Raw genomic sequence first — 23,293 nt, 5'->3', positions numbered from 1 at the left:
GGACCAAAGGAATGCGCATCTCACGCAAAATGGAGCATGTCCATTACGCGCTGGAGCTTGGTCAATCCAGACAGCAAGGGCTGTCGGATATCAAGCTTGTGCATAACTGTCTACCTGAGACTTCAACGGATCACATTGCATTAACGACTGAAATCGGCGATCTCATTATGAGTTCGCCGATTTTAATTAATGCGATGACCGGAGGCGCCCAGGAGACAGAGAGCATCAACCGCGAACTAGCCATCATGGCAAGGGAGAAGGGGATGGCCATGGCCGTCGGCTCCCAGATGTCAGCGCTGAAGAACAGCGAGGTAGCGTCCAGCTACCAAGTCGTGCGGCGCGAAAACCCGAAGGGTGTCGTGTTTGCGAATTTGGGCAGCGAGGCTACCGTTGACCAAGCAGTTAGAGCTATCGATATGATTGAAGCGAATGCTCTGCAAATTCATTTGAACGTCATGCAGGAGCTGATCATGCCTGAAGGGGATCGCAGCTTTGTAGGTATGCTGAAGCGCATTGAGGCGATCGTTCGGCAAGTGCAGGTGCCAGTCATTGTCAAGGAAGTCGGCTTCGGCATCCTGAAGGATAACGCCAAACAATTGCAAGAGATTGGTGTCCGTGTCTTGGATGTTGGTGGTTCGGGTGGCACGAATTTCGCTGCCATAGAGAATGCCAGACGTCCAGCAGCAATCGAGTGGCTGAACGACTGGGGTACCCCGACAAGCATCTCGCTTTTGGAGGCGCTGTCTATTTACCCAAGAGGCGCTGTTATTGCCTCAGGGGGGATTACGAACGCTTTGGAAGCTGCCAAAGCGCTTGCACTTGGCGCCTCAGCTGTCGGCATGGCTGGAGCATTCCTGAAGGTGCTGCGTGAGCAAGGCACCCAAAGCCTGCATCGTTTTGCAGACGAACTGCATCAAGGACTTATTTTAATTATGACGGCGCTTGGCGCCCCTACGATTAAGGATTTGGGGCAGTGCCCCGTTGTCATTATGGGAGAAACGGCAGAATGGTGCCGCACCCGCGGGATTGATTTAACCTCATACGCAGATAAAACCAATCGGAGTAAATAATCGAAAGATTGCCATACTAAGGATCAAGATGTGCTTCCCTCTATATAAGAAGAGTGGAAGCCGTAGATCCGCAGGCAAGCGGTGATAGTTATCATCGGTTCGCCTATGCCTTGTAGGGTGGTCAGATTATGAACTCCGGTTATTTGTCTCTCATTCTCCTTTGCATCACGCTGATTTTGTTTGCCAGCGGGTGGAAGGAGTTGTACATCAGAAGTATATCGCATAAGGGCATGCTTCTTTTTTTTGCCCTGTGGATTGTAGGTTCGTGTTTCTCTGTGACGATTAAGCAAGTACATATTCAACTCGTCTATATGTTGGTTTTTGCCATTAGCATAGCTATTCTCTTCGTGATTCAAGGCTTCATACATAAGCTTCATTTGCTTTCTATCGGGCTTCTGCTGGGTTCGCTTCATTTCTTGCTGCAGCAGTTGCTGGAGATGGATCCGATCCTCATTGTGCGAAATTCAGACTGGGATATTGCCTTATTGCTCGCTTTGATAGCGGTTGTTTTACAGCGTAGCGCGCTGGAGCAAATTGCCGCTCTCTCGATGGGCTACTTGCTCGGTGATATGTATCAGGCGGGCATTCATCCCGTTGGGGGTTACCATCAAGTCGGTCATTCGACATTTCAAGACCAATGGTGGCTTTCTGTCTTTACTGCGCGAACAATGACGATTATTCTGCAAGCGGCCTACACGGGCTGTCGAAGTATGATAAGAAGCTGGATAGAGCGAAGAGGAGGCTGGAGAAAGTAATGGACTGGTTTTATGCACATCGATATACGATAGGCATCGTTGTAGGTGTTATTTTTGGGATTTTAGCTAGGCTCAATATGCTTAGAACAGATTATAGGCAATACCCGACATATCCGCATGGAAAAATCATACATATCTCCCTTGGCGTTATCGCGGCAGGTTTAGGAGCTGTAGCAGTACCTGCCTTGCTGGACAAAAACTATACGGCGGTTACTTTTCTTTCTTTAGCCGCGCAGCAGTTCAGGGATGTTCGTAATATGGAAAGACAAAGTTTAACGAAGGTAGATGAATTGGAGTTAGTTCCAAGAGGGGCTGCCTATATCGAGGGCATCGCCATGGTATTCGAGGGAAGAAATTATCTGGTCATTTTCTCAGCTTTTCTGGCGTCCCTCTTCAGTATTTTGTTTGCTTGGTACTGGGGAGTCCTAGCCGGTATTTTGTCGATCTGGATTTCTCACTATTTTAAATCGGGTAAAAAGTTAGGTGAGATAGCGGATATAGAAGCCGTTCCGATCCGGATGGATGGACCTGATTTGTTTGTTGGCTCCATTTATATAATGAATGTGGGGCTGGAGGATAGCCGAAATAAGATTAAAGAACATGGGGTAGGCTTTCTGATTAAACCCAAAAATCGCAATTCACGCGTGACCTTGGCGAATCTGGGCCAAAGACAAGCGATTCTCCATGATATTTCTACCTTGTTTGGTGTTTACCGGGATGAGGGGGAACCCTCTTTGCGGCCTATGGCCAAGCTGGATATGAATACTGGTACTGTAGGAGTGCTGCTGCTGCCACAGGAGAAAGATGAGCACAAGACATTTATTGCTCTGCATCGGGTTCCCGTGCTGGAGAGCGCTGTGCGTATGCCGTCTGAGGCCGGTGTAAACAAAAATAAGGGGGCATGAAGCGCCATGTCGCAAATTCTTGCTGTTGTGACATTAACGAAGGATCGGGTTGGCGGAGGTGCGCCAATCTTTGTGGTAGAGCAAGAGGATGATCTGCAGAAAATCTCTTTCTCACTGGAAAAAATTTTGGATGCGAATGCGCATGATTTGAAAAATGGCACGATGATTCTGGTCAAGCATACCTAAGATGCTGGTGTCCCATGATCAATTTGGCGAAGTCTCAAAAGAGATTAGCCAATCCGTGTCTTTTTTGTTATGATGTAAGTTGCGTATTTTTCCATGGCTGATCATGGAATCAGGAGGAGTGAATGAGAATTGGCTAGACCAGTACTTGCAATTGTCGGCCGACCGAATGTCGGAAAATCCACCATTTTCAATCGGATCGTAGGCGATCGTCTTGCGATTGTGGAAGATAAACCGGGTGTAACACGTGATCGACTCTATGGTGTGGGCGAATGGCTGAATACGTCATTCAGCGTGATTGATACAGGCGGTATTGAAATTGATGGCGAGGATGCGATCCTCAAATCTGTTCGTGTGCAGGCTGAGCTTGCGATTGAAGAAGCGGATGTTATTGTGTTCATGGTAGATGCTAAAGCGGGTGTAACCCCATCGGATGAAGAAGTAGCCCAACTGCTATTCCGTTCCAAAAAACCGGTCGTACTTGCGGTTAACAAGGTCGATAACCTTGCGCGCCAAGATGACATCTATGAATTCTATTCTCTAGGATTTGGTGATCCTGTTGGGATTTCGGGTTCACACGGTATTGGTATCGGTGACTTACTCGAAGTTGTCTGTGGGCTTTTCCCTGACAAGAAGGACGACGAGTATGGAGACGAAGTAATTAAGTTTGCTCTGATTGGTCGCCCGAACGTCGGCAAGTCGTCCATGACGAATGCCATTCTCGGCGAAGAACGGGTTATTGTCAGCGATGTTGCCGGCACGACGCGCGATGCAATCGATACGCCATTTGAGCGGGATAATCAGAAGTTTGTTATTATTGATACCGCTGGTATGCGCAAAAGAGGCAAGGTTTACGAGAATACTGAGAAATATAGCGTTATGAGAGCCATGAAAGCGATCGAACGCGCTGACGTTGTGCTCGTTGTTATTGATGGTCAAGATGGCATCATTGATCAGGACAAGCACATTGCTGGATATGCGCATGAAGCAGGAAAAGCGATTATCATTGTCGTAAATAAATGGGATATCGTTGAAAAAGATGATAAAACCATGCAGCATTTTACACAAACGATCCGCGACCATTTCTTGTTCTTGAGCTATGCTCCGATTGTCTTTGTATCAGCCAAAACAACGCAACGCTTGCATAAGTTGTTGCCGGTTGTTATGCAAGTGGCGGAAAATCATGCCCTGCGTGTTCAGACTCATTTATTGAACGATGTCGTTTCTGATGCCGTAGCGTATAACCCTCCTCCGACGGATAAAGGCAAACGTCTGCGGATTAACTATGTGACACAAGTTGCCGTTAAGCCTCCTGTCTTTGTGCTCTTTGTGAATGAGCCTGAGCTCATGCACTTTTCATATGAACGGTATTTGGATAACAAAATTCGTGCAGCCTTTGGTTTTGAAGGAACACCGATTCGTATCCTAAGCCGTAGAAAGACTTCGGACAAAGAATAAGGAGATGTTGCAGCTTGCTTTTAATTTCCATAATAACAATCGTAGCAGGGTATTTATTAGGGGCTATAAGCTTTAGTTATTTATTTGGGAAATGGTTTAAAGGCATCGATATCCGCAAGCATGGGAGCGGCAATGCGGGCGCAACCAATACACTACGCGTATTGGGCAAGGGACCAGCAATCATGGTATTGATCTTGGACGGTTTGAAGGGAGTTGCTGCCGTTTGCCTTGGCATATGGGCAGCTCCTGGACCCGACGATATGTGGGTTCGCGTATTGTGCGGACTTGCTGCCATCGTTGGACACAACTGGCCGGTATATTACGGGTTCCGTGGCGGCAAAGGTATTGCCACTACAATCGGCGTAATGGCTACGCTTTGCTTCATTCCTACGTTAATTGCAGGTTTAACGGCTATCGTCATTATTGCGATAACTAGATTCGTATCGCTCGGTTCACTAATTCTAACCGCACTTTTACCTTTTCTTATTTGGGGAATGGATCGACCATTAGAAGTTTTGTGGATCAGCATATTGCTATGCGCGTTTGCCTTCTTGCGCCATCGTACCAATATTGTGAAGCTCGTTCAGGGTAAAGAGAATAAATTGGGCCAGAAAAGAGCATAGTGTTGGCGAACATCATCCAATAATTCCAATGCATAACGTTTAGGAGGGGTAACCATGTCAAACAAAGTATCGGTTCTGGTAGCAGGCAGCTGGGGAACAGCTCTTGCCACGGTACTGGCGGATAATGGACATCAGGTGTTGTTATGGTCTCGTAATGAGGAGCAAGTGCGAGAGATCAATGAGCAAAACCGGAATAGCCGTTTTCTCCAAGATGTGGAGTTATCACCGCTTATCGTAGCGACAAATTCGCTGCAGGAAGCGGTAGAAGGGGCGGATGCGATCATTATGGTCGTCCCTTCATCCGGAATGCGTGAGGTTGCATCCAACATGCGTCCCTTTTTGAATAAAGATGCTTTGTTGATCCACGCGACCAAAGGATTTGAAACAGGCTCCCTCAAGCGAATGACCGAAGTAATCGCAGATGAGCTGCCCGAAGTCAATCCGAATCAGCTTGTGGTACTTTCGGGTCCCAGTCACGCAGAAGAAGTCATTCGGAAATGTCCGACGACTGTCGTTGTCGCGGCGCAAGACCTGGAATCGGCTGAAGCCGCGCAGGATCTATTGATTAACGCCTATTTCCGCGTCTATACGAATCCGGATGTTGCAGGCGTTGAAGTTGGCGGAGCTCTTAAGAACATCATTGCACTAGGTGCAGGGCTGACAGATGGCTTGGGTTTTGGTGACAATGCCAAAGCTGCGCTAATGACCCGAGGATTGGCTGAAATCGCTCGCTTAGGCACCGCGATGGGGGCTAACCCGCTTACTTTTGCCGGATTAGCTGGAATCGGTGATTTGATTGTGACTTGTACTAGTCAACACAGCCGAAATTGGCGCGCCGGAAATAAACTCGCGAAGGGTATTCCTCTAGATGAGGTGCTTCAAGAGATGGGAATGGTCGTCGAAGGCGTGAAGACAACGAAAGCAGCTTACGAATTATCTCGCAGGTACGATGTAACGATGCCTATTACTGATGAGCTGTACAAAGTACTATTCGATGGGAAATCACCACAGTTAGCCGCACAGGACCTTATGGGCCGCGTTAGGACGCATGAAATAGAAGAAGTAGCTACGGATGTCATTACAAATGTATTGAAGTAGCCTACACCACATTCTTCCCGCACTCATACTATACCGTATAAGTATTTAGTTCTTATCAGGTATAGGGAGGCGGCACATTTGGCAAACAAAGATATGTCTAAAGACGTATTGAGCGTGGTGAAGAAGAAAACGGGGAAATCCGTTACACCCAAAGATATCGAGAGAATTGCAAGCGGTGTGAAACCTTCAACACTTCAAAGTGAGACTCAGCTGCGTCAGTTGATCAAGCAAGTCTCTGGCCTTGTAAATGTCAAAGTATCCGAAGAGACGATCAATGATATCATTCAGGCTGTGAAAAGCTCCAAGCTCGACAGCAACAATATGCAACAGCTAATGAACATGATGATGGGTAAAAAATAAAAGCATGAAGGGGAGCTTGCTGCCCTTTATGCTTTTTTTCTCATCCTATGCTATACTTACTGGTGATAATTTTAAAGATTATACATAAGGAGTTAAAAATATGTCAAGTTTGGACAAAATGTGGGCGTCTTTTGTAGCCATTGGACTAATGGTTGTCGCATCATTATTGATTTCGTACGCAAGAACGCGTACACAAGGATGGATTCGTGTCGTTCTTTCGACCGTTGCCTTTATTTTATTCATTCCAATTTTACTCTATATGCTGCTATCATTGTTCTAACTGGGAGGCGATACATACATGCTGGAATTAAAAACGCGCAAAATGCAAAAAACGATGGAGCCGGAAATTGGTTTAAGCATCTTGGATCATGCGCTCAAAAATGACGTGGAATGGGGTTTCTCGTGCACGCGAGGTACGTGCGCCAGATGCCGTTGTTATGTAGCTGCTGGACGCGAGCTGCTCTCACTCCCTTCCGATGAAGAAGAGAGTCGACTAGAGCCCGAAGAAATAGAACAAGGCTATCGACTTGCTTGTCAATGCCTGATTAAACAAGCAGGCACCATTTCCGTTACACATAAGCCATATTTTTAAAATCTGAAAGGTGTGGGCATCTTGGTCCTGCTGGAACCGTTAGTACCAACGATTACTACCATTCATACACAATTAATGCAAGCACCTGGCGTACGATGGCTCATCGGTGGCAGCTGCGGACTGCTTATGCAAAACGTAGATATTGGAAGAAGTCCAAGAGATCTGGATATTTATGTGGATAAGAACGACGTATCCGCCATTCATTCTTCTCTTCAAGATTATTCAGTTGATACACCTGTGTATAGTCAAACAAGCATATATGCCTCGATCCTCAGCCATTATCAGATTCATGGTGATGCAGTTGAAGTAGTAGGTGATTTCAAGGTTCAAGCACTGGATTCCTTCTATCAAGTGGAGGCTGCGTACCTATGGGAGGACCATAGCTATACAGCTGTGATTGGGAACCATGAAGTGAAGGTTATGCCGTTAGCTCATGAACTTCTCTTTAATCTATTGCGGAATCGGCCTGATCGTTATGAGGCTATCTATCATACAATGATTGCTGCTCCAGAGCTGCACATGCCGACATTAAATGCGTTATTGCAAAGAAATAGTTGGGGACTAGCGTTTGAGAAAAGGCTTGGAGAATTAATAGATTCGTGCTGATGATTGGGAAGTTGACAGATAAGTAGGTGGATCTTATGAGTGGGATTGAAGTGCATTTCTGGCCAGACGACAAGAAAATAAGTGTTCGGGCAGGCACAACTTTACTGGATGCTGGAAGGAAGGCTAAGGTTCAAATTCGCACACGCTGCGGAGCCAAAGCCGCTTGTCTGATGTGTAAAGTGAAGGTGAATGACGCTAGCAGCAAGGGGCTCGCCCCTATGAATGTGAATGAACGATTGAAGCTTGGATCACAAGCGGAGGAAGGCTACCGCCTTGCCTGTCAGGCTCGTGTGATTGGCCCTGTGCAGGTGACGATCCCAGAGGACCCTCTGAAGGCTGCTATACGTGCTCAGCTTGCCAGACAAGCTGAAGAGGATGATTTATTTTAGAGAATAAAGATAGGATGATGGATGCGTGAAAATAGCTCGAGGTGTTGTATATGGCAGATGGATAGGCATAATCCTTAGTTTAGTTCTGTTGTTAAGCGGATGCGCTTATCCTAAAGAACTGCGTAAGGAGAATCAAATTAACCCTGCGGAGTTTATTACCGTCGTTCAGCAAGCCGTTGATGTTTTCCATGAGAAAAGCGGTGTTCTGCCTATAAAAAATAGTGATATGACGACGCCGCTCTATGAGAAATATGTCATTGATTTTGCGAAATTGAAAAAGTCGAACTATTTAAGCACTGTACCTGCCAACGCTTTTGAAAGCGGAGGTATTTTCATCTATGTACTTGTAGATGTGGAAACGAAACCTACTGTAAAACTGATGGATTTATCGGCTTACCAAAGCGTGGAAGATGTCCAGAAGAAAATAAATGATTATAAAGCAAGTCATGATGGAAAGTTACCTGCTGGAATTGCTATCAATGAAGCGTTCGAGTATGTGGATTTCAATAACTTGGGGATGAAAGCCCCCGAAATCAAGTCGGTGTATAACCGCCAGACCCTCGTAACCTACTTGGTGAATAAGCAAACAGGCGAAGTTGCTATCGATTATGCCATGGATATTATGAAGTTTATTCAAGATCAGGCTTTAGCTAGCTCACTAAAACCGGATCAGGATTTACGAGAGATTCTCGTGAACAAATCATACTTCGTGCCGATTCGCAGTTTTGAATATCATTGGCAGAATAATCAGCCACTTCCCCAAGTGACGCCATAAATAGTGATACCTCTTACAGTAATCTGTAGGAGGTTTTTTTCATTTTTCAGAATATCGCCGTCGATGCAATCATATATTTTTTCAATGTGGTGAGGAAAGCCCTATATGTGCTTCATAAAATATGAGCGGTAAAAAAAAGATATGGCACATCTATCATATTTCTATCGAAAGTACATATATTTCTTACTAGTCCAAATGAATGTACGAGTAGTCAATTGTTAACGTCTCAAAAGTCAGTTGACGACCAAACTGTAGGAGGGATTCTCTTGGAGAAAGTGGATATCTTTAAGGACATTGCAGAACGAACGGGAGGGGACATTTACCTGGGGGTTGTTGGAGCAGTCCGTACAGGAAAATCAACCTTTATTAAGCGTTTTGTGGAATCTGTAGTGCTGCCGAACATTCAAAGCGAAGCGGATAGGATCCGGGCTACCGATGAACTCCCGCAGAGCGCTGCTGGCCGCACGATTATGACAACGGAGCCAAAGTTCGTGCCGAATACGGCGGTCCAAATTTCCGTGGCCGAAGGGCTGAATGTGAATGTGCGCCTTGTTGATTGTGTAGGTTATGCAGTTGATGGCGCCAAAGGCTATGAAGACGAAAACGGACCACGAATGATCAACACGCCTTGGTTCGATGAACCGATTCCATTCCAGGAAGCGGCAGAAATCGGAACTCGCAAGGTGATTCAGGAGCATTCAACACTAGGTGTTGTGGTGACAACCGATGGCACAATCTCGGATATCCCACGGTCATCTTATGTGCTGGCTGAAGAAAGAGTGATTAATGAGCTGAAAGAAGTGGGCAAACCTTTCATCGTTATTATTAACTCTCAGAAGCCAAATAGCGAACCAGCACTTGAGCTGCGCAGCGAGCTGCAAAGCCGTTATGATGTACCCGTTGTAACGATGAGTGTAGCTAGTGCAGGCGAAGAAGAAATGGTCTCCGTCCTGCGTGAAGTGCTCTACGAGTTCCCTGTTCATGAAGTGAATGTGAATTTGCCAAGCTGGGTCATGGTTCTAGACGAGAATCATTGGCTGCGTACTCAATTCGAAAATTCCGTACGTGATACGGTTCAAGATATTAGACGCTTGCGCGACGTAGATCGAGTCGTCAGCCAGTTTGCTGAATATGAATTTATTGATAGGGCGGCACTCGCCGGACTAAGTATGGGGCAGGGCGTTGCCGAGATTGACCTTTTTGCTCCTGATGAGCTTTATGATCGCATCTTGGTGGAAGTGGTTGGTGTTGAAATTCGCGGCAAAGATCACCTTCTGCAATTGATGCAGGACTTCACTCATGCCAAGCGAGAGTACGATCAATTCGCAGAGGCCCTGGAGATGGTCAAAACAACCGGTTATGGCATCGCACCACCAACGCTCGCAGAGATGGCGCTGGATGAGCCAGAATTGATTCGTCAAGGCTCTAGGTTCGGTGTCCGTTTACGGGCAACCGCGCCATCGATTCATATGATTCGGGTAGATGTCGAGTCCGAATTCTCCCCGATTATTGGAACTGAGAAGCAAAGTGAAGAGCTTGTCCGCTATTTGATGCAGGATTTTGAAGATAACCCGCTCAAAATCTGGGAGTCCGATATTTTTGGAAGATCCCTGCATTCGATTGTGCGTGAAGGTATTCAAGGCAAGCTTGCTCAAATGCCGGACAACGCGCGGTACAAATTGCAAGAAACACTTGGACGTATTATTAACGAGGGATCCGGCGGTTTAATTGCCATAATTTTGTAAGAAAGTAGACAAAAATACACTCGCAAGAGTGTTTTTTGTCGTTTTATAGCAAAAATACCCACATAAAATGGAAAGCGATACTTGAAATTGATGTCGTAGTATATTACTATGAATTTATTCGTCTGCTTTCGATGTTCATTTTTACTAAGAAAATCAACGTTTTTTCATGGAATCATGTATATTTTCTGACGAAACGGTGAAAACAGGAAGTAACGGAAGTAAGAAATCTTGGGGGGAGGTGAATGGCATGAATAAATCTGAATTGATTAACAAGGTTGCTGAAACCTCTGAGCTTTCCAAGAAAGATGCAACGAAAGCAGTTGATGCTGTTTTTGAAGCAATTTCCGAAGCGCTACAAGGCGGGGATAAAGTACAATTAGTTGGGTTTGGTAACTTTGAAGTTCGTGAACGTTCCGCTCGTAAAGGACGTAATCCACAGACTGGTGATGAAATCGAAATCCCAGCAAGCAAAATTCCAGCTTTCAAACCTGGTAAAGCACTTAAAGATGGCATTCAATAATTGCGTATTACATACTATTGAACGTTATATAACAACGAAGCCGTGACTGCATTTTGCTGTCACGGTTTTATTCATTTATAGGCAGAAAATGCCTTTACAATTCGAAAATCTCCTAATATAATTACAAAGTGAATAAATGAGCCTGGGGCTACAGACGGGGTATGGCGCAGCCTGGTAGCGCGCACCCTTGGGGTGGGTGAGGTCGCACGTTCGAATCGTGTTACTCCGATTATGAAAAAGACATCGAAAGTCCGATGTCTTTTTCTCTTGAAGAGGCTTGTTCCAAGTTATAAGTACTTTCTTAGATGATTTAGGGGGAACAGTCTTGAATAAGGGGAAACTCAGCGAGCTAGTAAAGTCGCAAGATTGGACAATGTTCGGTATTATTGCTTCGATTTACTTGGTTTGGCGAATTGGTGTCGTTGGGAACTGGAGTAAACAATGTTGGATCTTGCTGTTAGTTTGCTTGTTAGGCGTACGTAAAGATCAAATTGATGTGGATTGGAAGCGATTTTTTCTTTTCGGCATCCCGCTGCTAGGCGTATTTTATTATTTCTATGGATCCGGCAACGGATTTTGGTGGAAAATCGCTAATTGGATGTTTGAAAATAACCGCCATCCCTGGCACTGGGATGATTATATGAATGCGATTCCTCTGAACACTGGCGGATGGGCGAGGTGGATCGCTACTCCTAGACTAGATAAAGCCATGGTTTGGATTTATAATTACGGTTTCGTTTTATCTTTATGGATTTGTATTGTGAGAAGTTTCTGGACACGTAGTATTAAGAAAATGCTTTCGTACGCATTATCCGGTCACATGCTGCAATTTCCGCTGATTTTGCCATTCTACAACCTGATTTTGTTGCACGAGGTGTGGTATGTGAATAAGCAGCCGGATTTGTTAAATCGTGTATTTGCGGATCAAAACTCATTGCTTGTAGCTGTAATGAACTGTTTCCCGAGTATGCACACCTCGATTTCATTTGCCATGCTTCTTCTGGCCTTACGAGAAAAAGATCGTATTTTCAAAACGATGATGGTGACTTATTGCGCTTCGATCATTTTCTCAACGCTGTATCTGCAAATTCATTGGTTAATTGATGTGTTTGCCGGCATGCTATTTGCATATGGAACGGTTAAATTATCGGATTTCCTCATTCGATTGGGTTCTACTCGCGTACTGCCAGCCAGATTCAAGAAATATTACCGCAATGGCCTGCAAACGACTTCGAAAGAAGTTTCAATCTAGGCTAGTTGACTTAGGGATGCTTTTTTTGGCATCATTAGGTAAGGACATGAAGCGAAGGTAAGAACGGAGGATGGAAATGGACGACACGAGCAAAATGAATCAACCGAATACGAACGGCAATGAATATTTCGTTATTAAAGCCAAAGACAACGGTGTTCATGTAATTGGATTAACACGCGGTCAAGATACACGCTTTCATCATACGGAGAAACTGGACAAGGGCGAGGTTATGATTGCCCAGTTTACGGAGCACACTTCCGCAGTTAAAGTCAGAGGAAAAGCGCTTATCATTACGAAGTACGGCACTGTAGATACCGAAGAATAATTTATTATTGATAAAGCAGGCATAGCCTGCTTTTTTTCTTTGTACAATGGTGTATAGAGCTTGTAACAGAAGCAACTTTTATAGTCCGATTTGCTCTTGCTGATTAGCCAGGAGGTGCAATATGATATGAGATGGTCGATGCGCATCGTTATGACGTTAGCGGTATCTATTGTCATAGTCGTTTGTTTGTCTTTACTGCCCAAGATGGATAGTTCATTGGGATTAAGCTCCCCTTACCGATGGCCAAGCAACCGAGTTGGGCAGGTTACGGACAATAATTTACCGGACTTACTCGTACAAGTACCTCTGCAAATGCGGATTCGCAAAGTCGAGTTGACGAACACCCGAATGTCGCTTGATTTGAGTTTACCTAAAAATGCGGACTCAGCAGCCGTCTACCGGGATTTATACACGATCGCTCAGACCATGCTGTTGAAAACAAAAAATGTGAATCAAGTGTGGGTTCGGGTCATTGATTATTCCAACGTGTCTGACAATGCATCAACGCAGCTTGTACTCGCCATGGTTGCCGAGCGTGAATCTGGGAAGGATATGGAGAAGAGCGCAAATGACCTCAGCCTTATCCAACTTGAACAGGAGTTGCAGAATCGGTTTCGCATTACTTACACCTCGAAATGGCAGCAAAGATATCCCTTATAATTAATTGTGCTTCTCTTTACGTGTTATGATATAATGATTTGAATTGAAACTTGACCAACATTAATGAGATTTGGCACACGGTTACGGAGGCTTTTGCATGAATTCTTATCGGATCCCAGAGATCGCCAAGCAGTACACGGAGTATGATATGATCCAAATTCACACAGACTTGCCCGATTTCCCGGAGCTGCGCACGCGTCTGTTGTTTGCATTCTTGAACGGAAATAGTAAACTGAGCTCCTCTAGTGAGTTGTACACGCTAGCAACCTCGCTTGTGCAGCTTGCGCTTGACACGCATGAATTGGTTACAGCTTCGAATGACATCAAAGAGAAAAAGGCCGCAAGATCCAGACAGCTTAAGGTTCTTGCTGGGGATTATTTCAGTTCTCGCTTCTATCATCTCCTTGCCGGTGCCGGCCAAATTGACATGATTAAGCAATTGTCGAATGCCATTTGTGATGTCAACAGGTTAAAGATGAATACGTACATGAAAATGAAGCAATTGAAATTATCAGCAGAAGATTACATTCACCAAACGGTGGAGATTAAATCTCAGCTTTTTTTGTCATTCTCGGAATTCATGTCTGAGGTGTATGACCAAGCTTGGCCGGAGATTCTGAGAAGTTATACGAAATGTGAAGTGCTTTTTGAAGAGATTTTCCGACTAGAATCTGCTGCGGATTTCAAGGGCAGCTGGGGCTTCTGGCACATTTTGCAGCATGGTACGAAGGATGAGCGGAAACAGCTTCAAACGGAGGAATCGGATCAAGCTAAAGTCCGTACACTGATGCACAAATATCATATAACTTCGCAACTGTATCAAATGCTGGATTCTCAGACAAAGCTGCTGCAAGCCAAAGTGAAGCAGCTTGAATCGGACAAACTAATAAGTGAACTGTTTCACATAGGCGAGCCGTTCCTGCGATTTTTAGCCAAGCAGCCCAAAGTGCTGGAAGAAATTTGAGGTGATCTGACAGATGAATATGACAAAAACGAAAACACCCGTTAAAAACTCGAAAACTAAAGAAGAATTCGTCCACTCCGTCTTCGAAAGCATTGCGCCAAAATATGATTTAATGAACAATATTTTAAGCTTCAACAGGCACAAAGCTTGGCGTAAATTTACGATGAAGAAGATGAATGTTCAGCCTGGTGAGACAGCGATCGATTTATGCTGCGGAACTTGTGATTGGACCATCTCACTTGCTAAGGCAAGTGGCACTGGTAAGATGGTGGGGCTTGATTTCAGCCAAAATATGCTGGACTATGGTGCAGAGAAAATTAAACAGCTGCACTTGGACAAGCAGATTGAGTTAATTCAAGGCAATGCAATGAGTCTTCCATTTGACGATAACACGTTTGATTATGCAACGATTGGATTTGCCCTCCGTAATGTACCCGATTTGGAGCAAGTCATTCGTGAAATGCAGCGTGTCGTTAAGCCAGGAGGGCTAGTTGTGTCTCTAGAATTGTCCAAACCGACATGGCAGCCGTTTAAGTCAATCTACTATTTTTATTTCCAACGCGTCCTGCCTTTCTTAGGTAAGATGATTGCTCAGAAGTATGAACAGTACAAATGGCTGCCGGAATCATTAATTCATTTTCCCGACCACAAACAATTAGCAGCCATATTTACCAACCTAGGATTGAAGAGTGTGCAGGCTTACCCGTTAACAGGTGGGGTTGCGGCCTTGCATATTGGCACCAAGGGGAATACGAAATCAGGAGAGTAATGCGCATATGTTTACTAAACTAAAAATCTTTCTGGAAATGATTAAATTTGAACACAGTGTATTTGCACTGCCTTTTGCATTCATGGGAGCGATTCTGGGCTCCGTAGTATTAACTGGACATTTGCCAAGCTGGGCTCAAATCGGCTGGATTACATTAGCGATGGTGGGAGCAAGAACCGCTGCGATGGCACTTAATCGTGTGATTGATAAAGCGATTGATAAGAAAAATCCGCGCACCGAAAATCGCGCAATACCCGCTGGTTTAATTTCTATTCCGCAGGTCATTATTTATATTATTATTTCATTTGCTGTACTTTTCTGGGCAACTTCCAATCTAAGTTCGTTATCGATGAAACTGCTGCCTATCGCAGTGTTTTTTCTTGTCTTTTACTCTTATACCAAAAGATTTACATGGACATGTCATTTTGTGCTTGGATTGACTTTAGGACTCGCCCCGCTTGGTGGCTGGATTGCTGTAACGGGTCAATTCACATGGGCATCCATTATATTTTATTTAACAGTAGTTTGCTGGAGTGCTGGGTTTGATCTCATCTATGCTTGTCAGGATGCTGAATTTGACCGCAATGAAGGACTTCATTCTTTGCCAAGCCGCTTTGGTATTAAGGCAGCACTGAACACAGCCCGTATCTTGCACGTACTGACAGCGGTTGGTCTTGTAACCTTATTTTTCATGACACATCTAAGCTGGTTTTATTTAGTAGGACTTGTCATTGCTTATTTCATTTTGTACAAAGAACACAGACTGGTTTCACCTCAGGACTTATCCAAGCTGAATACAGCCTTTTTTACAATGAACGGTGTGCTTAGTCTTGTGATGTTTGCTTTTACACTGCTTGATGTGCTTGTGAGAGAGTACTTATGAGCGGCGGCAATTGGGTGGTAGGGATTACTGGGGCAAGCGGTGCTATTTATGGTGTTCGTTTGTGCCAGGTCATGCTGGATCAAGGCTTGGATGTGCATTTGATCATCACAGAGGCTGGCTGGAGAGTGCTGCATGATGAGCTCGACTGGCAGGTAAGCAAGCGCAAAGAAATGCTGCAAGAGCATTTTGGCGGCCGTACAGGCTCGTTCGAGCACCATCCAATTGCTGATATTGGAGCAACTGTTGCCAGTGGATCCTTTCGGACAAAAGGGATGGTAGTCGTCCCTTGCTCGATGGGTACGTTATCTGGTATCGCGCATGGCTCATCCGATAATTTATTAGAGCGTACAGCAGATGTCATGCTGAAAGAAGGAAGAAAATTAATTCTGGTTCCAAGGGAAACGCCATTGCATGCTATACATTTGGAAAACATGCTGACCTTGTCTAGAATGGGCGTACGTATGCTTCCGGCTATGCCAGCCTTTTATAATCGTCCGCGCTCCATTGAGGAGATGGTCGATTTTTTAGTAGGCAAAGTGCTGGACAGCATGGACATTGAGCATTCCTTGTACCGAAGATGGGGTGATATCCATGAGTAGTTCTGACCCAAAAATTCGTATTGGCCGTATCAATTATACAAATGTTTGGCCGATCTATTACTATTTTCCTGAACTTATGAACACATCCGAGGTAGACATTATTGAGCAGGTTCCGACCTCGCTCAATAAAGCTATGGCTGCTGGAGACATTGATATGGGGCCTATTTCCTCCTTTGCTTATGGAGAGTCCTTTGAGAATTACTTGTTGTATCCAGATCTTTCAGTTAGCGCATATGGTGAAGTCAATTCCATCCTATTGTTTCATGAGAAACCGCTCCGCGAGATTGCGAACGGGCATATTTTGCTGCCTACAACCTCAGCTACATCGGTAAATTTGCTCAAGATCATACTTGAGAAATTTTATGAGGGGAAACCCACGTATGAATATGCAACTCCGAATGTCGAGCAGATGATGGCACTTGGGGATGGAGCGCTGCTCATCGGAGATGATGCGATCAAAGAGAGTTGGCGCAATAAAACGTATATGATTACGGATCTTGGGCAAGAATGGGCGAAATGGACAGGACAATGGATTTCTTTTGCCGTATGGGCAATACGTAAGGAGACGGCAGACTTGTATCCGGAGCTTGTGACAGATGTTTTTAATGCGTTCATGGCTAGTAAAGCCAAGGCCCACAGTAATCCGGAAGAAATGATTGAGGAGGCGCAAGCTTCCGTTGGCGGTACGGCTACCTATTGGCATCATTATTTTCATACGTTATGTTATGATTTTGGCCCGGAACAGTGGGATGGACTCGCTTCCTATTACAAGTATTGTTATGAACTTGGTTTCCTGCCGAAGCCGGTAGATATCGCTTTATGGTCTGAGAATAAAGTGGCACGGGTGACAGAATGAAAAATTTATTGGATATTTATTCAAGAAAGAAAAAAGATATAGCCGCTATTGAAAAGGCGCTCGAGGAAAGCGTATATTCCGATCACGCTATGCTGAGAGAAACATCGAGTCATTTATTGAAAGCCGGCGGGAAACGAATTCGTCCTGTTTTTGTACTCCTTTCAGGTGAATTCGGAAACTATCAATTAGAAACGATGAAGCACGTAGCGGTGCCGCTGGAGCTCATACATATGGCTTCGCTCGTTCACGATGATGTCATTGATGATGCGAATACAAGGCGCGGGCAGTTAACGGTCCGATCGAAGTGGGATAATCGGATAGCGATGTATACAGGAGATTACATATTTGCTAAGGCGTTAGGGGTTATCACGCAAATCCACAAGCCAGCGGTGCATCAGATCTTGTCTAAGGCAATTGTAGAAATGTCCATTGGTGAAATGGAGCAAATTCGGTTCTTTTTTCACTCCGAGCAGACGGTTCGCGATTATTTATTGAGGATTAGACGCAAAACAGCACTTCTTATCGCTATTTCCTGTCAATTAGGGGCAATGGCTGCAGGAGCACCGGATTGGATCAGCAATAAACTATATGGATTTGGTTATAACGTTGGCATGACGTTCCAAATCAGGGACGACATTCTAGATCTTATTGGGACCGAGAAGCAGATCGGGAAGCCGCCAGGGTCCGATGTGAAGCAAGGCAATATTACGATTCCTGTCCTGTTTGCTATGCAGGATCCTGTACTTAAACCTCTTATTATGGCTGAATTAGATCGCATACATAAATTAGATGGCCAAACAGACGTTAGCCGCTTCTTGGAAATAATTCGTCACAGCGAAGGCATTGCTATGGCAGATTCGCTGTCGCAGAAATACATTGACAAGGCGATTGCTTCCTTGGATCAGCTGCCGAATGTGCAAGCAAAAAAAGATTTGATTGAGGTTGCACACTTCATAGGCAATCGATCGTATTAAGGGAATTTTGCAATTTGAGAAAAGCTGCCAGAAAGTGTAAACTAAGAGGGAATACATAAGATTTAACCCTGTTGGGCGTATAGGCCTACGATGGAAGTCAGTTTTCTAACGAAAACTCAGTAGATGCTTACGAAGCAAGTTTTCTAAAGAAAACGCTAAGGAGGATATCGTTATATGGAAAAAACATTCTTGATGGTGAAACCGGATGGCGTACAGCGCGGCCTGATCGGTGAAATTGTAAAGCGCTTTGAACAAAAGGGCTTTCAATTAATTGGCAGCAAATTAACGATGGTATCGAGAGAACAAGCCGCATTTCATTATGCCGAGCATGAAGGCAAGGATTTTTATGAAAGGCTCGTTAATTTCATTACGTCCGGACCTGTGTTTGCAATGGTGTGGCAGGGTGATCAAGTTATTCCTTTATCACGCACGTTGATCGGAAAAACGAATTCACTGGAAGCAGCGCCAGGTACAATCCGTGGCGATTATGCGGTACATACGAATTTTAACCTCATTCATGGTTCTGACTCGCCGGAAAGCGCTGAACGTGAGATCGGCAATTTCTTTAAAGCGGACGAGCTCCTTGAATATACAAAAGTCATTCAGCAGTGGATTTAGCTTTATAGAAACTTTAAGAACCTGTCATCTTACCGGATGCAGGTTCTTTTTTGTCGTGATTTGAAGGATTTTGGCAAGGAATGAAAGAATGTATGTTACTTAGACAATGACCAAGGTGGGTGGCAGCATGGAAGAAGATCAGGATTTTTTGTTATTTATAAAAAAAGTAAAAGAACATACGTCCATTGATCTTGCTCTTTATAAAGAGGCACAAATGAAAAGACGTCTGACAACACTTCGAATGAAACGTGGTTATCAAACGTTTGTTTCCTTTTTTGATGCCATGATGAAAAATAAAGAACTCTTTTATGAATTTCTGGATCGGATGACAATCAATGTTTCGGAGTTTTGGCGGAACCCGAATCGATGGGAACTGGTGGAATCAAGATTCATTCCCGAGATACTCAAAAAGAATCGCCGGCTCAAGGTTTGGAGCGCTGCCTGTTCTACAGGGGAGGAGCCTTATACATTAGCCATGATTTTGGCGGAGCAAGGGGCTTTGAGCGATGTCCATTTGCTTGCAACGGATATCGATGAAGGCGCCCTGGATAAGGCGCGTAAAGGAGCCTATCTCGACCGTTCCTTACGAGATGTGCCTGAGAAGTATGTCACGAAATATTTCCGGCAAGATCAACTTATGTATCATGTTTCTGATGAGCTAAGAAAGCCAATTAAGTTTCAAAAGCAAAACCTGCTTGTCGATACGTTTGACACCGGATTTGATTTGATTGTTTGCCGAAATGTGATTATTTACTTTACTGAAGAGGCGAAGCATGTGCTATATCAGAAATTTTCAAAAGCACTGAAGCCTGGGGGATTGCTGTTCGTAGGGTCCACCGAACAAATCTTTTCACCAGGGCAATATGATTTAGAACCGGCAGATACTTTCTTTTATCGGAAAAAAGGCGTATAAGATCTTCCATAAATTCCAATACTAAGATGTAGCAAACTCAGTGAACGTTAATGAGGTACAGTAGATAAAACTGATGCACTCTTAGGGGGCTCTTATGGACAAACGCAAAGTGATAACCGCTTATCGCAGGGGAATGATTTCCATTCAGGAATGTGCACAAATTTTGGGCGTAGATTCGTCGCAAATCATGGGTTTGATGAATGACCCGCAATTGGCAGAACTTCCAAGAGTTGTCCAAAAGCAGCCTATGCACGGGTAATCTTTGCTCCTGAGCAGATGTTAACACGCTTGCGCTTAAGGGAATACCCCTTATAAGCGAAGCGTGTTTTTGCGTTTGTGCTGTTGCCAAACCAGAGTACCTATACTATAATGACTAAAAGATAATCGCGCGTCAAAGCGCTAAAGCGTTTGAAACAATTTCAAGGTGAAACGGCAGAAACTTCATCTTGACAGCACTTATAAGTGATGGCTTCACCAAATTTTAGGGGGTAACGGATTGTGAGATATTTAACGGCTGGCGAAACACATGGACCGCAGCTCACTGCGATTATTGAAGGGTTTCCAAGTAATGTAACCCTTAACTTTGAGGATTTGAATTTTCAATTACATAGACGTCAGAAAGGGTATGGCCGTGGTCGTCGGATGCAAATTGAGAAAGATACGGCTACGATTGCAGGCGGTGTTCGTCATGGCAAAACAACGGGGGCTCCGATTGCGCTAGTTGTTGTCAACAATGACTGGAAACACTGGACCACTGTAATGGGCATTGAGCCAGTCGAAGAGGATAACGAAGGCAAACGCCGCGTGAACCGTCCTCGTCCTGGACATGCTGATCTGAATGGCGGTCTCAAATATAATCAAAAAGATCTGCGCAACATCTTGGAGCGCTCAAGTGCCCGCGAAACGACAATGCGCGTAGCGACTGGGGCTGTAGCACGCCAGTTGTTGGCAGAGTTCGGAATCAAGGTTGCTGGACAAGTGATTCGCATCGGGGATGTAGAAGCACAGCGTCAAGAGCTTCCGATTGATGAACTGATTGCAATTACCGAGGAATCACCTGTACGTGTCGTTGATAAAGAAGCAGAAGCCAAGATGATCGCGGCTATTGACGCTGCCAAAGAGGATGGCGACACACTCGGCGGTATCGTTGAAGTCATCATTGAAGGCGTGCCGGTAGGACTTGGCAGCCACGTGCAATGGGATCGCAAATTGGACGGTAAAATTGCGCAAGCGGTACTTTCTATTCAAGCATTCAAAGGCGTGGAATTCGGAATTGGGTTTGAAGCTGCTGAGCGCAGAGGTTCGAATGTCCACGATGAAATTTTATACACAGAAGAAAGTGGCTTTAGACGCAGAACGAATCGTGCAGGCGGATTCGAAGGCGGGATGACGACTGGCGAGCAAATCATCGTGCGCGGTGTTATGAAGCCAATCTCGACACTCTACAAACCGCTGCAAAGCGTTGATATTGATACGAAGGAAGTATTCACAGCGCAGGTTGAGCGCTCCGATACTTGCGCAGTCCCAGCTGCGGGCGTCATCATGGAAAACGTCATTGCATGGGAAGTTGCGAATGCCTTCTTGGATAAATTCGGCGGGGATTCCATTGAGGAAATTCGTGCGAATCTCAACAACTTTTTGAAACAAGTGGAGAACTACTAATATGAGAGAGCTCACGGTAGAGCTTGGCGAACGTTCTTATCCGATCTACATTGGTCAAGGTGTCCTGAACGATATCACGGCTTTGTTCGACCGCGCGAAGCTCAGCCGTAAGTCACCGCTGCTCGTTGTTACAGATAGCGAGGTGGCTCCACGGCACCTCGAGCGCGTCATGGCGCTGCTGCGCGCAGGCGGCTTCAGCGCAACCGCCTGCGTCGTTCCCGCAGGCGAAACATCCAAATCCCTCGCGCAGCTCGAGGGAATTGTCACCTCCGCCCTCCAGGCGGGCCTTGATCGCAGTTCTGCGATCGTCGCCCTTGGAGGAGGCGTGGTCGGCGATCTCGCCGGCTTCGCGGCGGCGAGCTTCATGCGCGGGATCCGCTTCGTGCAGATCCCGACGACGATCCTTGCCCACGACAGCTCTGTCGGCGGCAAGGTAGCTGTTAACCATCCGATGGCGAAGAACATCATCGGGGCGTTCCACCAGCCCGAGCTCGTTCTCTTCGACATCGACTTGCTTCTGACCTTGCCGCCGCGCCAAGTGAAGGCGGGCCTCTCTGAAGTGATCAAGCATGGCTTGATCTGGGATGCTGCCTTCACGCAGTGGTGTGACGACAATGCGGAGAAGCTATTGTCTCTTGATCCGGAAGCGCTAAGCTATGCGCTCTATGTAGGCTGTAAAGTGAAGTCTATTGTCGTCTCACAGGATGAACGTGAGAACGATTTGCGGGCAATTTTAAATTTGGGGCATACGATCGGTCATGCTCTGGAAGCTGTAGCTGGCTATGGCGAGCTATTGCATGGAGAAGCAATCTCAATCGGAATGGTTGGTGCTTCTAAGCTTGCTCAGCAGTTCGGTTATTCCGAGGAAATCCATGAAGTAACCAAGGGCCTGTTCCTGAAATACGGCCTGCCTATTAGCATTCCTCCGCATTTGGATACGGATAGCATTATGAGCGCAATGATGTACGATAAGAAATTTAAAGAAGGCACAATGGTCTTCATTATTCCTATGGAAATTGGTAAAGTTGAAATCCGTAAGGATGTTACAGTGGAGCAAGTTAGACAAATTGTCGAGCTTCTAAAAGGGAGAGGATAGCCGATGTTCTGTAGGGGAATTCGTGGCGCAACGACAGTTGAACACAATGAAGCGGAAGAAATTCTAACCGCAACTGGAGAGTTGCTTCGTGCCATCGTAGAGGCGAATGATTTTCGCCCAGAAGATATTTGTTCGGTTTTTATTACAGTGACAGAAGACATTACAGCAACGTTCCCTGCACGGGCCATTCGTACAATGGTTGGATGGGAACTGGTGCCGCTGATGTGCTCATTAGAAGTTCCGGTTGAAAATTCATTGCTGAAATGCATCCGTCTTATGGTTCAGGTGAACACAACGAAGAGCCAATCGGAAATCAATCATATTTATTTGAAAGAAGCAAAAGCACTTCGCCCTGATATTGTTAAATTGACAAATGAAGCTGCACGGTAGTATAGTGGAGTTAGATGAGATTAGGTAAGTAGAGCAGAGTTTAGTTGAGTAGAGCAGAGCCCAGATGAGATGAGAAAAGATAACTGAAGTTTGTATGAAGATGGACACGACTCATTCGGAGACGTCTGTTTCGTCATACATTCAACGTTTATTTTTCACATTCTTCTTAATCTTCTACATTTAACTAAAAGCCAGCCTCTACTTCGGTAGAGGCTTTTTTGTTATTCAATTAGAGTTTGGAGCACCTCGGAAG

At 45.2% G+C, this 23,293-nt stretch carries 30 protein-coding genes and 1 tRNA gene; all 31 read left to right on the top strand.

The window, feature by feature from the left end; translation table 11 throughout:
• Window positions 1-11 precede the first annotated feature (11 nt).
• On the top strand, window positions 12-1,070 hold the full coding sequence (gene fni, locus AC58VC_RS02705; RefSeq protein WP_497367312.1) for a type 2 isopentenyl-diphosphate Delta-isomerase: 1,059 nt from the start codon (window positions 12-14) through the stop codon (window positions 1,068-1,070).
• Between the two features lie 128 nt (window positions 1,071-1,198).
• On the top strand, window positions 1,199-1,825 hold the full coding sequence (locus AC58VC_RS02700; RefSeq protein ID WP_497367311.1) for a YphA family membrane protein: 627 nt from the start codon (window positions 1,199-1,201) through the stop codon (window positions 1,823-1,825).
• The gene (locus AC58VC_RS02695; RefSeq protein WP_497367310.1) at window positions 1,825-2,730 is read left to right on the top strand and encodes a YIEGIA family protein; all 906 of its coding nucleotides are present in this window, start codon (window positions 1,825-1,827) and stop codon (window positions 2,728-2,730) included. The genes AC58VC_RS02700 and AC58VC_RS02695 overlap by 1 nt, the downstream gene beginning before the upstream one ends.
• A 6-nt stretch (window positions 2,731-2,736) precedes the next feature.
• Window positions 2,737-2,916: a capping complex subunit for YIEGIA gene (locus AC58VC_RS02690; RefSeq protein ID WP_497367309.1), complete on the top strand. Its 180-nt coding sequence runs from the start codon at window positions 2,737-2,739 to the stop codon at window positions 2,914-2,916.
• Window positions 2,917-3,045: 129 nt separating this feature from the next.
• The gene (der, locus tag AC58VC_RS02685) at window positions 3,046-4,371 is read left to right on the top strand and encodes a ribosome biogenesis GTPase Der (RefSeq protein ID WP_497367308.1); all 1,326 of its coding nucleotides are present in this window, start codon (window positions 3,046-3,048) and stop codon (window positions 4,369-4,371) included.
• A gap of 14 nt (window positions 4,372-4,385) precedes the next feature.
• Window positions 4,386-4,994: a glycerol-3-phosphate 1-O-acyltransferase PlsY gene (gene plsY, locus AC58VC_RS02680; protein WP_497367307.1), complete on the top strand. Its 609-nt coding sequence runs from the start codon at window positions 4,386-4,388 to the stop codon at window positions 4,992-4,994.
• 54 nt (window positions 4,995-5,048) lie between these two features.
• A complete protein-coding gene (locus AC58VC_RS02675; protein ID WP_497367306.1) occupies window positions 5,049-6,092 on the top strand; it encodes an NAD(P)H-dependent glycerol-3-phosphate dehydrogenase in 1,044 nt (347 codons plus the stop codon).
• Between the two features lie 93 nt (window positions 6,093-6,185).
• Window positions 6,186-6,452, top strand: coding sequence for a stage VI sporulation protein F (locus AC58VC_RS02670; protein ID WP_497367890.1), 267 nt, complete (start codon window positions 6,186-6,188; stop codon window positions 6,450-6,452).
• Between the two features lie 100 nt (window positions 6,453-6,552).
• Window positions 6,553-6,732 carry a DUF2768 family protein gene (locus tag AC58VC_RS02665; protein ID WP_497367305.1) on the top strand — a complete coding sequence of 60 codons (180 nt, stop codon included), beginning with the start codon at window positions 6,553-6,555 and terminating at the stop codon, window positions 6,730-6,732.
• Window positions 6,733-6,750: 18 nt separating this feature from the next.
• Window positions 6,751-7,044 (top strand): 2Fe-2S iron-sulfur cluster-binding protein, encoded by a 294-nt coding sequence (locus tag AC58VC_RS02660; RefSeq protein ID WP_497367304.1) that lies wholly within the window; start codon window positions 6,751-6,753, stop codon window positions 7,042-7,044.
• A gap of 21 nt (window positions 7,045-7,065) precedes the next feature.
• Window positions 7,066-7,650 (top strand): nucleotidyltransferase domain-containing protein, encoded by a 585-nt coding sequence (locus tag AC58VC_RS02655; protein WP_497367303.1) that lies wholly within the window; start codon window positions 7,066-7,068, stop codon window positions 7,648-7,650.
• 35 nt (window positions 7,651-7,685) lie between these two features.
• Window positions 7,686-8,039: a 2Fe-2S iron-sulfur cluster-binding protein gene (locus AC58VC_RS02650; RefSeq protein WP_497367302.1), complete on the top strand. Its 354-nt coding sequence runs from the start codon at window positions 7,686-7,688 to the stop codon at window positions 8,037-8,039.
• Window positions 8,040-8,064: 25 nt separating this feature from the next.
• Window positions 8,065-8,814, top strand: a complete 750-nt coding sequence (locus tag AC58VC_RS02645; protein WP_497367301.1) for a YphF family lipoprotein — start codon at window positions 8,065-8,067, stop codon at window positions 8,812-8,814.
• 266 nt (window positions 8,815-9,080) lie between these two features.
• Window positions 9,081-10,559, top strand: a complete 1,479-nt coding sequence (gene spoIVA, locus AC58VC_RS02640) for a stage IV sporulation protein A (RefSeq protein WP_145655311.1) — start codon at window positions 9,081-9,083, stop codon at window positions 10,557-10,559.
• A 247-nt stretch (window positions 10,560-10,806) separates the two neighbouring features.
• On the top strand, window positions 10,807-11,079 hold the full coding sequence (locus tag AC58VC_RS02635) for an HU family DNA-binding protein (RefSeq protein WP_145655310.1): 273 nt from the start codon (window positions 10,807-10,809) through the stop codon (window positions 11,077-11,079).
• A 155-nt stretch (window positions 11,080-11,234) separates the two neighbouring features.
• Window positions 11,235-11,308, top strand: a tRNA-Pro gene (locus tag AC58VC_RS02630).
• Between the two features lie 96 nt (window positions 11,309-11,404).
• A complete protein-coding gene (locus AC58VC_RS02625; RefSeq protein WP_497367300.1) occupies window positions 11,405-12,331 on the top strand; it encodes a phosphatase PAP2 family protein in 927 nt (308 codons plus the stop codon).
• A 76-nt stretch (window positions 12,332-12,407) separates the two neighbouring features.
• A complete protein-coding gene (gene mtrB, locus AC58VC_RS02620) occupies window positions 12,408-12,656 on the top strand; it encodes a trp RNA-binding attenuation protein MtrB (protein WP_235960061.1) in 249 nt (82 codons plus the stop codon).
• 126 nt (window positions 12,657-12,782) lie between these two features.
• Complete coding sequence (locus tag AC58VC_RS02615) at window positions 12,783-13,316, top strand: hypothetical protein (protein WP_497367299.1); 534 nt, start codon at window positions 12,783-12,785, stop codon at window positions 13,314-13,316.
• A gap of 97 nt (window positions 13,317-13,413) precedes the next feature.
• Entirely contained in the window at window positions 13,414-14,280 is an 867-nt protein-coding gene (locus AC58VC_RS02610; protein WP_497367298.1) for a heptaprenyl diphosphate synthase component 1, read from the top strand.
• 19 nt (window positions 14,281-14,299) lie between these two features.
• Window positions 14,300-15,049 (top strand): demethylmenaquinone methyltransferase, encoded by a 750-nt coding sequence (locus AC58VC_RS02605; protein WP_497367889.1) that lies wholly within the window; start codon window positions 14,300-14,302, stop codon window positions 15,047-15,049.
• 7 nt (window positions 15,050-15,056) lie between these two features.
• Window positions 15,057-15,932, top strand: coding sequence for a UbiA-like polyprenyltransferase (locus AC58VC_RS02600; RefSeq protein WP_497367297.1), 876 nt, complete (start codon window positions 15,057-15,059; stop codon window positions 15,930-15,932).
• Window positions 15,929-16,531, top strand: coding sequence for a UbiX family flavin prenyltransferase (locus AC58VC_RS02595; RefSeq protein WP_497367296.1), 603 nt, complete (start codon window positions 15,929-15,931; stop codon window positions 16,529-16,531). The genes AC58VC_RS02600 and AC58VC_RS02595 overlap by 4 nt, the downstream gene beginning before the upstream one ends.
• The gene (locus AC58VC_RS02590; protein ID WP_497367295.1) at window positions 16,524-17,387 is read left to right on the top strand and encodes a menaquinone biosynthetic enzyme MqnA/MqnD family protein; all 864 of its coding nucleotides are present in this window, start codon (window positions 16,524-16,526) and stop codon (window positions 17,385-17,387) included. Before AC58VC_RS02595 ends, AC58VC_RS02590 begins: the two co-directional genes overlap by 8 nt.
• Window positions 17,384-18,361, top strand: a complete 978-nt coding sequence (locus tag AC58VC_RS02585) for a polyprenyl synthetase family protein (protein ID WP_497367294.1) — start codon at window positions 17,384-17,386, stop codon at window positions 18,359-18,361. The genes AC58VC_RS02590 and AC58VC_RS02585 overlap by 4 nt, the downstream gene beginning before the upstream one ends.
• A gap of 174 nt (window positions 18,362-18,535) precedes the next feature.
• Window positions 18,536-18,979 carry a nucleoside-diphosphate kinase gene (gene ndk, locus AC58VC_RS02580; protein ID WP_161408495.1) on the top strand — a complete coding sequence of 148 codons (444 nt, stop codon included), beginning with the start codon at window positions 18,536-18,538 and terminating at the stop codon, window positions 18,977-18,979.
• A 127-nt stretch (window positions 18,980-19,106) separates the two neighbouring features.
• Entirely contained in the window at window positions 19,107-19,892 is a 786-nt protein-coding gene (locus AC58VC_RS02575) for a CheR family methyltransferase (RefSeq protein ID WP_497367293.1), read from the top strand.
• Window positions 19,893-19,986: 94 nt separating this feature from the next.
• Window positions 19,987-20,151 carry a hypothetical protein gene (locus AC58VC_RS02570; protein WP_202556524.1) on the top strand — a complete coding sequence of 55 codons (165 nt, stop codon included), beginning with the start codon at window positions 19,987-19,989 and terminating at the stop codon, window positions 20,149-20,151.
• A 239-nt stretch (window positions 20,152-20,390) separates the two neighbouring features.
• The gene (gene aroC, locus AC58VC_RS02565) at window positions 20,391-21,554 is read left to right on the top strand and encodes a chorismate synthase (RefSeq protein ID WP_127451384.1); all 1,164 of its coding nucleotides are present in this window, start codon (window positions 20,391-20,393) and stop codon (window positions 21,552-21,554) included.
• 1 nt (window position 21,555) lies between these two features.
• A complete protein-coding gene (gene aroB, locus AC58VC_RS02560) occupies window positions 21,556-22,650 on the top strand; it encodes a 3-dehydroquinate synthase (RefSeq protein ID WP_497367292.1) in 1,095 nt (364 codons plus the stop codon).
• Window positions 22,651-22,653: 3 nt separating this feature from the next.
• Window positions 22,654-23,040 (top strand): chorismate mutase, encoded by a 387-nt coding sequence (gene aroH, locus AC58VC_RS02555; RefSeq protein ID WP_497367291.1) that lies wholly within the window; start codon window positions 22,654-22,656, stop codon window positions 23,038-23,040.
• The last annotated feature ends 253 nt before the right edge of the window (window positions 23,041-23,293 follow it).

The organism is Paenibacillus sp. J22R67, assembly GCF_059692175.1.
Note: the sequence above shows the minus strand (reverse complement) of the source record. Positions and strands in the feature narration are given on the sequence as shown.